A 12,430-nucleotide genomic window follows, 5' to 3' on the forward strand; every position below is an offset into this window, starting at 1 on the left:
TCCCCCCTGGATCCCCGTCCGGCCCCGCTCTCCCGGGCCCGGTTCCGAACAGACTGCCATCAGCCGACCGGATTTGCCGGATGGCCGGATGGCCGGCCGGGAGTCGGTTCTCAGACCGGCAGGGCCTGCCGCAGCACCCCGAGCAGCGCCGCCCAGTGCCGCTCGTCGGCCGCCGCGTCGTAGCGGGTGGTGTCGGCCTGGGTGTAGCCGTGCGGGGCACCGGCGTAGACCTCCGCGCGGTACCGGACGCCGGCCGCGGTCAGGGCCGCGGCGAGCCGGTCGATCTGCTCGGGCGGCAGCGCGGGGTCCTGGTCGGCGTGGCCGAAGTACAGCTCGGCGGTGATCCGTTCGGCGCCCAGGTGCGGGCTGTCCGGGGTGTCGGTGGCGAGGCTGCCGCCGTGGAACCCGGCGGCGACGGCGATCCGGTCCGGATGGCTGGCGGCCGTACGCAGAGCCAGCAGTGCCCCGCGGCAGTAGCCGGTCAGGCCGACCGGGCCGTCCTGGACCAGCGGGGAGTCGGCGAGCCAGCGCAGGTAGGCGTCGGCGTCGCGAGTGGTCGCCTCCGGGGTGAGGGTGGCGAGCAGCGGGCCGATTCTGGCGAAGAGCCCGCTGTCCTGCTCCAGGTCGACGAGCTCCGGCAGTTCGACGACCGGCGCGCGGCCGCTCCGGTAGAAGGCGTTCGGGACGAGCACGGTGTACCCGGCTTCCGCGAGCCGGTCGGCCATCCGCTCCAGATGCGGCCGGAGCCCGAAGGCGTCCGTGTAGAGGATGACGGCCGGGTGGGCCCGGCCGTCGTCGGGGTGGGCGAGGTAGGCGTCGGCGGTGCCGTCCGCCGTCGGGATGTCCACGAGGGTTCCGCGCACGGGCATGAGGAGCACTCCTTTCGGTCCGTCCGGCAGCGTATCCGCTGGGCCCGCGGCCGGACACCACAGTTCACCACCGCCCGGCACCGCCCGCCCGACCGGGCGCCGTTCCCCGCAGTGCGCCCACGAGGGAACGCCCGGGCCGTACCGCCGCGTTGAGCGGGCATGGGGTTGATCGTGGGTGTGGCGGCGGCGGTCGTGGTGGTGCTGGGGCTGGTGCTGCTCGCGGCGTGGCAGGTCCTGGACGAGTCCTCCTCGCGGCCTCGGCAGCGCGGACCGGGTGTGGGGATGGGCGCCGGCGGGCTGGAGGAGCTGCACGCGCTGTTCAGCCCGGGCAAGCAGGTGCAGGTCGAGCAGAAGCACGAGCAGCTGGTCCTGCGGGACGACGCGCAGGCCGGAGCGCTGCCGCACCTCGGCGTGGACCTGGACCGGGGCGTGGCCGTCCTGCGCGGCGGGGCCGCAGGACGGACGCCCGAGCCCGCACCGCACGACGGGAGCGGGACGGGGACGACCGGTCAGGCCCCTCTGGCGGCGGGGGTTCAGGCCTCCCAACTGCGGGAGCAGAGCACCAGCCGGTAGCCGTCCGGGTCGGATATCGTCACGCCGTACTCGTCCCAGTACGGGTTGTGGGACTCGGCCCGGGTGCCGCCCGCCTCCTCCAGCCGGGCGACCAGGGCGTCGTCCACCGGGGCCCCGAGGTAGACGACGAACAGGTCGTCCACCGTCGGGGTGGGATCCAGCGGCCGCTCCGGGTCGCGCGTGAGCTCGAAGTGCCAGCCGCCCCCGGACGGGCCGACCATCAGCAGGTCGTGCTTTCCGGACACCCTCTCGGCGCTGCGCCACAGCACGTCGAGGCCGAGGCCGCCGACGTAGAAGCGCTCGGCCGCCGCGAGGTCGCGCGAGGGGCGGGCGATCCGGACCCGCGTGGTGGAATCGATCATGCCGGCGACCATAGCCGATGCCACTGACATCGAACCACGCTGCGCGACGGGCCTGTGGACGGACCGTCAGAGCCGCCGCAGTCGCTCCTCGTCGGAGGTGCGCGGGCAGGTCAGGCAGGCGACGGCCGCGGGCCCGACAGCGTAGTGGAGGCAGCAGCCGAGCCGGGTGCGGGTGTGGTGGGCGCGCCCGTCGGGGGTGTGCAGGCGACGGAAGCCGGCGCCGCCGGGGAGCGGCGGGGTGCCGCCGGGCAGTACGGCCTCGGCGGCGGCGACGGAGGCCTCCTCCTCGCCCAGCATCCGGCCGAGGCACCAGAGGGCGGAGGCCAGGTCGTCCGTCACCATGCCCCAGAGCGCGCGGTCACGGCGCCGGGTCGGTCCGGCGAAAGCGGCGAGCACCGGTCCGAGGTGCCCGACCACGGCGGCCCGCAGCTCGGCGCGCAGTTCGTCGTCGCCGGGCAGGGTGACCGACCCGCGCGGGCGCAGGGCGAGTGCACCGGTGGGGGCGTGCAGCCAGAGGTCGGCGGGGCCGAGGACGGGGACCCGACGGGCGAGGTGCCAGGGACCGGCGATCAGCAGGCAGGCCGACCAGACGTAGTGGTGGAGCAGCCGGGAGGCGGTGACGTGCGGTCGCGGGGCGCGGCCGTGCTCGGCGGCGATACGGGCCTCCGCCCCGGCCAGGACGGCGGCCCGCGGCCGCCCGTCGGCGGCGAGTTCGGCTCCGGAGTACCAGTCGTCGGCGGCGCACGGATCGGGCTCGGCGGCGTCCAGCAGGCGCAGCTCCAGCACCGGGCAGAGCTCCAGCATCCGCCGGTAGTCGGCGGCGAGCGCCGAGGACACGGAGAGCCCGGCGGGCACAGCGGGCACAGCGGACACAGCGGGCACGGGGGTTGCGACGGGCGCGGCGGAGGGCACGGCGGGCATGGGCGTTCCGGGAACCACTGACACTCCCGTGATCGATTCTGCATGATCGATTAAGGTGAGGCTCACCTTACAACGCCTCGTATCACCCGGCGACCACACACGACCACACACCGCCCCGCCGGTCCGCCGGTTGCCGGTCGCCACCCACCGTCGACCACCCGCCGCCGCCCGTACACCCACCGTCCACCACCCCCGGCCGCCGCCGCCCCCTTCCCCCGCTCGTGGGAGAGTGGTAGGCAGCGAAGGGAGCGCGAACGTGCTGATGGACAAGGTGGCGGAGATACTCGCCGAGGCGTCGGCCCAGGCGGTGGAGCCGCGCTTCCGGGCGCTGGCCGCGGGCGAGGTGATGGAGAAGGCGCCCGGCGAGGTCGTGACGGTCGCCGACCGCGAGGCCGAGGCGATCATCGCCCGCCGGCTGCACGAGCTGCTGCCCGTACCGGTGGTCGGCGAGGAGGCGGTCTCCGCCGACCCGTCGCTCGCCCTGGCCCTCCACAACGAGCCCGCCGCCTGGCTGGTCGACCCGGTCGACGGCACCGCCAACTTCGTGGCCGGCCGTCCCGAGTACGCCGTGATGTGCTCCCTGGTCCGCTCCGGCCGGACCGTCGCCGCCTGGATCTGGCAGCCCGCCACCGCCACCACCTACTGCGCCGAACTGGGCTCGGGCGCCTGGCGCGACGGCGTGCGCCTGACCCGCCCGCCCGCGCCCAGGGACCTCGCGAAGCTGCGCGGCTCGGTGAAGAGCCGCTACCTCGACGCCGAGCACCGCCGCCGGCTCCAGGACAACATCGCGGCCTTCGGCGAGATCTCCCCCGGCCGGCACGCCGCCGGGATCGAGTACCCGGACGTCGTCGAGGGCCGCTCCGACTTCATCCTCTACTGGCGCACCCTGCCCTGGGACCATGCCCCCGGCTCCCTCCTGGTCACCGAGTCCGGCGGCGTCTCCGCCCGCCCGGACGGCACCCCCTACCGCCCGGAGGCCCCCGGCTGCGAGGACGGTCTGCTGGTCGCCGCCGACCCCGACACCTGGGAGCTCACCCGGTCGCTCCTCCTGAGCAACTGACCCCAGGCCCCGGCGCCGCCGCGCCGCCCGTCACCCCTTCGCCGCTCCGCCCACTGCTACCCCGCCCGCTCACCCGCCACCTTGCGACCGGCGCCCACCACCTCCCGCAGCAGCGCGCCGACCTCCCCCGCGGTCGTGTGCGGGTTCAGCAGCGTGAGCTTCAGCCGGACCCGGCCGGGGCCGTCACCCGGGAGTTCGGTGCGGCCGACCACCACCCGCCCGGTGCGCAGCAGCAGCCGGCGCAGCCGGCCGTTCAGCTCGTCCAGCGCCGCCTCGTCCGTCACACCCGCCGGCCGGTAGCGGAAGAGGACGGCGGTGAGCACGGGCTCGGTGTGGAGTTCGAGCGCCGGATCGGCGCGGACGGCGTCGGCGGCCGCCCGGGCGAGGTCGTGGCAGCTGTCGACCAGCCGGCCGAGCCCGTCCCGGCCGAGGGTGCGCAGGGTGACGGCGAGCTTGAAGGCGTCGGCACGCCGGGTGGTGCGCAGCGAGCGGCCCAGGAGGCTGGGGTAGCCGGCCTGCTCGTCGTCGACCGGGTTGAGGTACTCGGCGCGGCGGGCGAGCGAGACGTACGTCTCGGCGCGGCGCACCAGGAAGATCCCTGCGGCGGCCGGCTGCCAGCCGAGCTTGTGCCAGTCCAGGGAGACCGAGTCGGCGCGGGCGATGCCGTCGAGCAACGGGGCGAGCCGGTCGGAGAGCAGCGCCCCGCCGCCGTACGCGGCGTCCACGTGCAGCCAGGCGCCGTAGCGTCCGGCCAGGTCGGCGGCGGCGGTCAGCGGGTCGATGGCTCCGGTGTCGGTGGTGCCGGCGGTGGCGACCACCGCGATCGGGGTCCTTCCGGCCCAGCAGGCCTCGGCCATCGCCCGCTCCAGCTCGTCCTCCCGCATCCGCAGCCCGCGGTCGACCGGGACGGGGATGACGGCCCGCTCGCCGAGGCCGAGCAGGGCCGCGGAGCGCTGGACGGAGAAGTGCGCGGCCTCGGAGGCGATGATGCACGGCCGGACACCGGCCGGGATGCCGTCCAACTCCACGATGCCGTCGAGCTTCTGGTCGCGCGCCAGCATGAGCCCCATCAGGTTGGACTCGGTGCCGCCGGAGGTGAGGACGCCCGCTGAGCGCTCCGGGTCGTAGCCGACCAGTCCGGCGATCTCGGCGAGCAGCGCGCTCTCCAGGGCGGTGGCGGCGGGGGCCTGGTCCCAGGAGTCCTGGGAGGGGTTGAGGGCGCTGACCGCGAGGTCGGCCGCGGCGGCGACGGCGAGTGGCGGGCAGTGCAGGTGTGCGGCGCAGGCCGGGTCGGCGGGGTCGGCGGCACCGTAGGCGAGGAGTTCGGTGAGTCTGCCGAGTGCGCCGGGGCCCTCGCTGGTGGCGAGCGCTTCGTCGACCAGGGCGGCGATCTCGGCCGGGCTGCCCGCGGGCAGCGGTCCCGACCGCATGGCGGTGCCCGTCTCCAGGGCGTCGAGGACGGTGGCCAGCAGCGGTGCGAGCGCACCGGGCCCGGCGGCGCCGCCCGCCAGGGCGTCCGTCGCGACGCCGTCCCCGGGGAGCCCGACGGGGCCGGAGCCGGGCCCGCTCACCGGTGCCTCCGCCCCGCCGGCGCACCCGCCGAAGCCGCACCCCCAGGGGGGATCGCCGAGGCCGCCGCGATCGCCTCCGCCAGGCGCTCCAGCACCGCGGCCACCTGCTCGTCCGTGATGGTGAGCGGCGGGAGCAGCCGGAGCACCGCGTCGTGGCGGCCGCCGAGTTCGACGATCAGCCCCCGCGCCAGGCACGCCTCCCGGACCCGTACCGCGAACGCCGGGTCCGCGGGCCGGGCGCCGCACGCGTCGGGTTCGGCCGCCGGGTCGACCAGTTCGACCCCGAGCATCAGCCCGCGCCCGCGCACGTCGCCGATCGCGGGCAGCTCGGCCGCGAGGTCGCGCAGCCTGGCCGCCATCCGCTCGCCGACCACGGCGGCGCGCTCGACCAGTCCGTTCGCCGCGACGTGGCGCAGCGTCGCGGCTCCGGCGGCCATCGCGAGGGTGTTGCCGCGGAAGGTGCCGGTGTGGGCGCCGGGCCGCCAGCCGTCGTAGTCCTCGCGGTAGACGACGACCGCCAGCGGCAGGCTGCCGCCGATGGCCTTGGAGAGGACCATCGCGTCCGGGACGATGCCGCTGTGCTCGACGGCCCACATCGCGCCGGTGCGGCCGACTCCGGTCTGCACCTCGTCCACGATCAGCGGGATGCCGCGCTCGGCGGTGATCCGGCGCATCGCGCGCAGCCAGTCGTCGGGGGCGGGGACGACGCCGCCCTCGCCCTGGACGGCCTCCAGGATCATCGCGGCGGGCGCCACCACGCCGCCCGAGGGGTCGTCCAGCAGCCGCTCCACGTAGGTCGCGGCGAGGTCGGCGCCCGCCGCGCCGCCGACTCCGAACGGGCAGCGGTAGCCGTACGGGTAGGGCAGCCGGACGACTTCGCCGCCGCTCGGCAGCGGCTCCTTGACGGCGACGTTGCCGGTGAGGGCGAGGGCGCCGGCGGTCATGCCGTGGTAGGCGCCGGTGAAGGCGAGCGCGCCGGAGCGGCCGGTGGCGGTCTGCATCAGCTTGAGCGCGGCCTCGACGGCGTCCGTCCCGGCCGGTCCGCAGAAGTGCACCCGGGCGCGGGCGGCGAACTCCGCGGGCAGGCTCTCGAACAGCGCGCTGGTGAAGTCGTCCTTCTCCGCGGTGGCGAGGTCGAGCAGGTGCAGCGGGGCGCCGCTGTCGAGGGTGCGGCGGATCGCCTCCAGCACCACCGGGTGGTTGTGGCCGAGGGCGAGCGTGCCGGCTCCGGAGAGGCAGTCCAGGTAGCGCCGCCCGTCGGCGCCCTCGACGGTCATGCCGTGGGCGCGGACCGGGACGATCGGGAAGGAACGGGCGTACGTCCTGGCGGCGGACTCGCGGACGCGCTGACGGCGCAGGATGGCCTCGCCGGCGGCCGGGGCTCCGGAGGCGGCCTGGACGGGTACGGCAGCGGGTGACACGAGAAACCCCCAGGGGAAGTTAGGTTAGCCTAACTTTACTGCTCATGACCTGCCGGAATGCCTGCGGGGCACTCAGAACCACCCGAGCGAGTGAACCTCCCCCCGTTCCTCCAACGAGCGCCGCGGGGAAAGGTCACGGCTCGGGACCCGGAACGGTCGGGCCCCGGAACGGTCGGGCCCCGGAACGGTCGGGCCCCGGAACGGTCGGGACCCGGAACGGTCGGGACCCGACGGCCGCCGCCCTCCGCCCTCAGGCCCTGCCCCTCCACCGGTAGCAGAGCTCCGGCCGCCCGACGTTCCCGTACTGCGGCTCCCGCACCGCGCACCCGGTCTCCACCAGGTGCTCCAGGTAGCGCCGCGCGGTGATCCGCGAGACCCCGGCGGCGGTGCCCGCGGCCGCCGCCGACAGCCCGCCGGCCGCCTCCCGCAGCACCGAGGCGACGGTGTCCAGGGTGGGCGCGCACAGCCCCTTGGGCAGCGTGGTGCGCTCCGGCGTGCGGAGCAGGGCGAACGCCTGGTCGACCTCGTCCTGCCCGGTCGCCTCGCCGGTGCGCCCGAGGCTGTCGCGGTAGCGGGCGTAGCGCTCCAGGCGGTCGTGCAGGGCGGCCGCGCTGAACGGTTTCAGCAGGTACTGCACGACGCCGGCCGAGACCGCCTGCCGGACCATGGCGAGGTCGCGGGCCGAGGTCACCGCGATGACGTCGGTGCTGTGGCCGGCCGCGCGCAGCGTCCGGCAGAGCTGGAGCCCGTGGCCGTCCGGCAGGTAGAGGTCGAGCAGGGTGAGGTCGACGGGCGTCCCGGCGGCGCGGGCCCGGTCCAGGAAGCGCAGCGCGTCGGCGCAGCTGTGGACCGTCCCCGCGGCGCGGAAGCCGGGCTCGCGCCGGACGTAGAGGGTGTGCGCGGCGGCGGCCACCGGGTCATCCTCGACCACCAGGACGGAGATCTCCGCGCCGGCCCCGGCGGCCCTGTCGGCAGTGGCGGCGGCGTCGTTCACGCGAGGGCCCCTTCCCGATCCCGGCCGGTGGACCCGTCCGGCCGCCCGGCGGGATCCCCCGGGCTGCCGGCGGGCCCGGACGGACGGACGGCCAGCGGCAGCCGCACCGTGAGCACCGCCCCGCGCTCCCGCCCGACCGTGACGGTGCCACCGTTGCGCCGGGCGGTCTGGGCGACCAGCGCCAGCCCGAGCCCGTGCCCCCGGCCGTCCTGCTTGGTGCTCCAGCCGCGCCGGAACACGTCCTCGACCGCGCCGGGGGCGATCCCCGCACCGGTGTCGGCGACCCGCAGCAGCAGGCAGTCCCCCGCCGTGCCCGCCGCGTCGCCACCGCACTCCCGGCCACGGGCGATCCGCGCCGTGACGGTGACCTCCGGCGGATCGGGGCTCTCCGCCGCCCCCGCGATGGCGGCGTCCACGGCGTTGTCGATCAGGTTGCCCAGCACGGTGATCAGGTCCCGTGCGGAGAGCCCCGGCGGCAGCACCCCGTCATCGATCCGGCTGTCCTCGGTGAGGGCCAACTCCACGCCCCGTTCGGCGGCTTGGGCCGCCTTGCCGAGCAGCAGCGCGGCGAGCACCGGCTCGGACACCGCCGCGACCACCCGGTCGGTGAGCTGCTGGGCGAGCTCCAGCTCCGCGGTGGCGAACTCCACCGCCTCTTCGTGGCGGCCGAGTTCGATCAGCGAGACCACCGCGTGCAACCGGTTCGCGGCCTCGTGCGCCTGCGCGCCGAGCGCCTCGGTGAAGCCGCGCACCGAATCCAACTCTCCGCTCAGGGCCTGGAGTTCGGTGTGGTCCCGGAGGGTGACCACCCGGCCGAGACCGGCGCCGGTGCCGGTGCCGATCGGGGAGGTGTTGAGCACCACGACCCGTTCGACGGTGAGGTGCACCTCGTCCCGGACCGGCTCCTCCCTCAGGACGGCCGCCACCAGCGCCTCCGGCAGACCCAGCTCCGCCACCGACCGGCCGTCCAGGTCGCCTGCCAGGCCGAGCAGTTCACGGGCGGCGTCGTTGCACAGCACCACCCGGTGCGCGCGGTCCAGCAGGACCAGCCCCTCGCGCACCGCGTGCAGGGTGGCCTGGTGATACTCGTAGAGGTGGCTCAGCTCGTCCGGCCCCATCCCGTGGGTGTGCCGCCGCAGCCGGGAGTTGGCGAGGTAGGTGCCGACGCCGCCGACCGCGAGCGCGGCCACCGCCACCCCGACCAGAGCCAGCAGCGGACCGCTCAGCTGCGCGGATATCGAATCCACCGTGAGGCCCGCGCTGACCAGCGCGACCACCCGGTGCCGGTCGTCCCACACCGGGGTGACCACCCGCACGGACGGGCCCAGCGTGCCCGTGTACGTCTCCGCGTGGGTCTGCCCGGCGAGCGCCCGGTCGATGTGCCCGAGGTAGGCCCTGCCGATCTGGTCGGGCAGCGGGTGGGTCCAGCGCACGCCGCCGGTGTCCATGACCGTGATGAAGGAGACCCCGGTGTCGGCCCGCACCTGCTCGACGTACGGCTGGAGCAGCGCGGTCGGATCCGGACCGGTGACGGCGGTCCGCACGGACGGCGAGTCCGCGACGGCGTGGGCGACCGCGGTGACCTGGCGGCGGGCCGCGTCCTCGGTACGGTCGGCGGCGAACAGGTACGCGAGCACCGCGCCGCCCGCGACGACCGCGGCGACGATCACCACCTGGACGACGAACAGCTGCCCGGCCAGGCTGCGGACCGGCCGCCGGGGCCCACGGCCCTTCGGCCGATACGAGCCGCGGCGCGGGTCGGTGGGGGCGGTGCGCTCGGACATGCCTGCCAGTCTGCACCACGGCCCCGGTTGCCCCCGGGGCCAGTCCGACCCACACCGTTCGCGGGCCCGCCGCCCGGGCCACCCGTGCCGTTCATGAACTCTATGAACGCAAACGTGACCTCCGTCACCCGGGGAGCCCATAGTCGGAGCGGCCCATCCCCCGGGGCCGCCAGGACTGCACGGCAAGGGAGCCGCAGATGTCGATCGACGGAGCCGCCACGGCGGCGGAACCCAGACGCAAGGACCGCACCCACTACCTCTACCTCGCCGTGATCGCAGCGGTGGTCGCGGGTGTGGTGGTCGGTCTGGCCGCCCCCGGTTTCGCCGTGGAGCTGAAGCCGGTCGGCACGGGCTTCGTCAACCTGATCAAGATGATGATCAGCCCGGTGATCTTCTGCACCATCGTCCTGGGCATCGGTTCGGTGACCAAGGCCGCGAAGGTCGGCAAGGTCGGCGGCCTCGCCATCGGCTACTTCCTCGTCATGTCGACCGTCGCACTGGCCATCGGCATGGTGGTCGGCAACCTGCTGGAGCCCGGCGGCGGCCTGCACCTGACCGCCGCGCTCGCCAAGTCCGGTCACGCCCAGGCGGCGGCCGGCGGCGCCCAGTCGACCACCGACTTCCTGCTCGGGATGATCCCCGAGACCCTGTTCTCCGCCCTCACCCAGGGCAAGGTGCTCCAGACCCTGCTGGTCGCCCTGTTCACCGGTTTCGCGCTCCAGGCGATGGGCCGGGCCGGCGCGCCCGTGCTGCGCGGGATCGAGCACGTGCAGCGGCTGGTCTTCCGGATCATGTCGATGATCATGTGGGTCGCACCGGTCGGCGCCTTCGGGGCGATGGCCGCCGTGGTCGGGGCCACCGGCACCGCCGCGCTGAAGAGCCTGGCCGTCATCATGGTCGGCTTCTACGTGACCTGCGCGCTGTTCGTGGTCCTGGTGCTGGGCACGCTGCTGCGCCTGGTCGCCGGGGTCAACGTGTTCGCGCTGCTGAAGTACCTCGGCCGCGAGTTCCTGCTGATCCTCTCCACCTCCTCCTCCGAGAGCGCGCTGCCCCGCCTGATCGCCAAGATGGAGCACCTGGGCGTCAGCCGCCCGGTCGTCGGCATCACCGTGCCGACCGGCTACAGCTTCAACCTGGACGGCACCGCGATCTACCTGACCATGTCCTCGATCTTCATCTCCGAGGCGATGGACAAGCCGATGTCGGTCGGCGAGCAGCTCTCCCTGCTGGTCTTCATGGTGATCGCGAGCAAGGGCGCGGCCGGGGTCACCGGCGCCGGGCTGGCCACCCTCGCGGGCGGTCTCCAGTCGCACAAGCCCGCGCTGGTGGACGGGGTCGGCCTGATCGTCGGCATCGACCGCTTCATGTCGGAGGCCCGCGCGCTCACCAACTTCGCGGGCAACGCCGTCGCGACCGTACTGATCGGGCACTGGACCGGCGAGCTCGACGCCGAACGTGCCCGGCAGGTGCTGGCCGGCGGACTGCCCTTCGACGAGCGGACGCTGGTCGGCACCCACGGCACGCCCACCGGCCCCGCCGCGCCGGACGCCCCCTCTGCCGACTCCCCTGGGACCGTTCCCGCCCAGGGCGCCGCCCCCGCCGGAGTCTGAGCCCGGCAGCGACCCCCGAACTCCCCCGATCCGGCGCCTCCCAACCAACCCCCGGTAACGGCGCCGGATCGGGGGTCCTTGCTTTTCCGCTCGGCTTCCTTCGGCCCCCGGCCGGTCAACCCCCGGTCGGCCCTCGGTCGGCCGGCCCTCGGTCGGCCGGCCCGCGCGGCCGAGGCCCGTCACAGCTCCTGCGAGCCGCTGACCGCCCAGGCCACCCCGCCGACCGGGTCCTCCAGTGCGACGTGCAGATGGTGCAGCCCGGCCGACGGCTCCTGCCAGGTGAAGCAGCGCATCCGGGCGACGAGGGCGTTCACCTCGCCCCGGTCGGCCGTGTCCACCGTGTCCGCCTCGCCCTGACCGCCCGGTGCGCCCCGGCCATCCGGTGCGCCCCGGCCGTCCACTCCGTGCGACCCGGCCGCGCCGGCCATCGCGGCCAGTGCCCGCCACAGGCCCAGCCTCCCGTGCGCACAGCCCTGCGCCCGTCCCACCGCGGCGGCGCGCACCAGCGCCGGATAGGCGAGCGCGAACGGCAGGTACCCGCCGACCACCCTGCGGTCGCGGGCCAGCAGGGCCGCGGCCGCCGGAGCCCGGCCCCGGACACACACCGTCTGCGCCCACGGCGCCAGCGCGCCCAGTCCGGCCAGCGCCCGGGCGACCCGCGGCCCGTCCGGCCTGTCTCCCGGCTGCCCCGCCAAGGGCGGCAGCTCCACCTCGCCCAGACCCTCCCGGCTGGCCGGCAGGGTCAGCAGCGCGCTCCGCGCACCCCCGCCGGGCAGGTACTCACGCACCCTGGCCGCCTCGTCCCAGCCGGCCGCCTCCCACGGCTCCAGCCGCAGCGGCACTCCCTCCGGGTCGGGCTCGGCCCCGTACCCGAGGTCCTCGCCGAGCAGCGCCCTGGTGTGCGCGACCAGCCGTCGCACCGGAGCCGGGCCGAGCAGCGGGGCCAGCCGCAGCCAGGAGTGCCGGGTCGCCAGCACCTCCCAGAGCGGACCGGCGTCGTGGTCGGCCACCCCGGCGGCCGTCCCCGCGCCGCCGTCCCGGTCGAACAGCCGGACGGCCAGCTCGGGCGGCGCCGCGTAGGCGATCAGATGCCCGAGCGGTGCGGTCAGGGCGGCGGCGGCCTCCTCCCCCGCCTCCGCCACGGCTGCCGCCCGGCCCTGCCGGTAGGCGGCGAGCAGTTCGGGCCAGCGGCCGTCCTCGGCCAGGGCACGCAGGCGGCCGTCCTCGTACGTGATCACGATTCGCAGCGTACGGGCCCGGGCGGC

At 75.6% G+C, this 12,430-nt stretch carries 11 protein-coding genes; 3 read left to right on the plus strand and 8 right to left on the minus strand.

Annotated elements, in window-relative coordinates; translation table 11 throughout:
* Positions 1-110: 110 nt before the first annotated feature.
* Entirely contained in the window at positions 111-869 is a 759-nt protein-coding gene (locus ACZ7C5_RS04625) for a dienelactone hydrolase family protein (protein WP_401088157.1), read from the minus strand.
* 159 nt (positions 870-1,028) lie between these two features.
* On the opposite strand from ACZ7C5_RS04625, the gene ACZ7C5_RS04630 reads away from it, so the two are divergent.
* On the plus strand, positions 1,029-1,442 hold the full coding sequence (locus ACZ7C5_RS04630) for a DUF6191 domain-containing protein (RefSeq protein WP_401088159.1): 414 nt from the start codon (positions 1,029-1,031) through the stop codon (positions 1,440-1,442).
* On the opposite strand, the gene ACZ7C5_RS04635 is transcribed toward ACZ7C5_RS04630, so the two are convergent.
* Entirely contained in the window at positions 1,403-1,804 is a 402-nt protein-coding gene (locus ACZ7C5_RS04635) for a VOC family protein (RefSeq protein ID WP_401088161.1), read from the minus strand. The genes ACZ7C5_RS04630 and ACZ7C5_RS04635 overlap by 40 nt on opposite strands.
* A 66-nt stretch (positions 1,805-1,870) precedes the next feature.
* Positions 1,871-2,668: a (2Fe-2S)-binding protein gene (locus tag ACZ7C5_RS04640; RefSeq protein WP_470321959.1), complete on the minus strand. Its 798-nt coding sequence runs from the start codon at positions 2,666-2,668 to the stop codon at positions 1,871-1,873.
* A 319-nt stretch (positions 2,669-2,987) separates the two neighbouring features.
* Between ACZ7C5_RS04640 and ACZ7C5_RS04645 the strand changes: the two genes are divergently transcribed.
* Positions 2,988-3,785 (plus strand): inositol monophosphatase family protein, encoded by a 798-nt coding sequence (locus ACZ7C5_RS04645; protein ID WP_470322096.1) that lies wholly within the window; start codon positions 2,988-2,990, stop codon positions 3,783-3,785.
* Between the two features lie 56 nt (positions 3,786-3,841).
* Here ACZ7C5_RS04645 and ACZ7C5_RS04650 read toward each other — a convergent pair whose 3' ends face one another.
* From ACZ7C5_RS04650 to ACZ7C5_RS04665, 4 genes are all read right to left on the minus strand, one after another.
* Positions 3,842-5,356 carry a pyridoxal phosphate-dependent decarboxylase family protein gene (locus ACZ7C5_RS04650; protein ID WP_401084543.1) on the minus strand — a complete coding sequence of 505 codons (1,515 nt, stop codon included), beginning with the start codon at positions 5,354-5,356 and terminating at the stop codon, positions 3,842-3,844.
* Complete coding sequence (locus ACZ7C5_RS04655) at positions 5,353-6,777, minus strand: diaminobutyrate--2-oxoglutarate transaminase (RefSeq protein ID WP_470321960.1); 1,425 nt, start codon at positions 6,775-6,777, stop codon at positions 5,353-5,355. The genes ACZ7C5_RS04650 and ACZ7C5_RS04655 overlap by 4 nt, the downstream gene beginning before the upstream one ends.
* A 250-nt stretch (positions 6,778-7,027) precedes the next feature.
* The gene (locus tag ACZ7C5_RS04660) at positions 7,028-7,771 is read right to left on the minus strand and encodes a response regulator (RefSeq protein ID WP_401084548.1); all 744 of its coding nucleotides are present in this window, start codon (positions 7,769-7,771) and stop codon (positions 7,028-7,030) included.
* Positions 7,768-9,555 carry a sensor histidine kinase gene (locus ACZ7C5_RS04665; RefSeq protein ID WP_470321961.1) on the minus strand — a complete coding sequence of 596 codons (1,788 nt, stop codon included), beginning with the start codon at positions 9,553-9,555 and terminating at the stop codon, positions 7,768-7,770. The genes ACZ7C5_RS04660 and ACZ7C5_RS04665 overlap by 4 nt, the downstream gene beginning before the upstream one ends.
* Before the next feature lie 197 nt (positions 9,556-9,752).
* Here ACZ7C5_RS04665 and ACZ7C5_RS04670 point away from each other — a divergent pair, with 197 nt between their 5' ends.
* Positions 9,753-11,165, plus strand: coding sequence for a cation:dicarboxylate symporter family transporter (locus ACZ7C5_RS04670; RefSeq protein ID WP_470321962.1), 1,413 nt, complete (start codon positions 9,753-9,755; stop codon positions 11,163-11,165).
* 179 nt (positions 11,166-11,344) lie between these two features.
* Here ACZ7C5_RS04670 and ACZ7C5_RS04675 read toward each other — a convergent pair whose 3' ends face one another.
* A complete protein-coding gene (locus ACZ7C5_RS04675; protein WP_470321963.1) occupies positions 11,345-12,403 on the minus strand; it encodes a hypothetical protein in 1,059 nt (352 codons plus the stop codon).
* Positions 12,404-12,430: the final 27 nt, after the last annotated feature.

The sequence above is a fragment of the Kitasatospora sp. NPDC036993 genome (genome assembly GCF_055607525.1).

Excerpts from the sequence above, each read along its gene's own strand:
- ACZ7C5_RS04625 (WP_401088157.1), bottom strand. The coding sequence starts at position 869 with ATGCCCGTGCGCGGAACCCTCGTGGACATCCCGACGGCGGACGGCACC.
- ACZ7C5_RS04635 (WP_401088161.1), bottom strand. The coding sequence starts at position 1,804 with ATGATCGATTCCACCACGCGGGTCCGGATCGCCCGCCCCTCGCGCGAC.
- ACZ7C5_RS04665 (WP_470321961.1), bottom strand. The coding sequence starts at position 9,555 with ATGTCCGAGCGCACCGCCCCCACCGACCCGCGCCGCGGCTCGTATCGG.
- ACZ7C5_RS04670 (WP_470321962.1), top strand. The coding sequence starts at position 9,753 with ATGTCGATCGACGGAGCCGCCACGGCGGCGGAACCCAGACGCAAGGAC.
- ACZ7C5_RS04645 (WP_470322096.1), top strand. The coding sequence starts at position 2,988 with ATGGACAAGGTGGCGGAGATACTCGCCGAGGCGTCGGCCCAGGCGGTG.
- ACZ7C5_RS04630 (WP_401088159.1), top strand. The coding sequence starts at position 1,029 with ATGGGGTTGATCGTGGGTGTGGCGGCGGCGGTCGTGGTGGTGCTGGGG.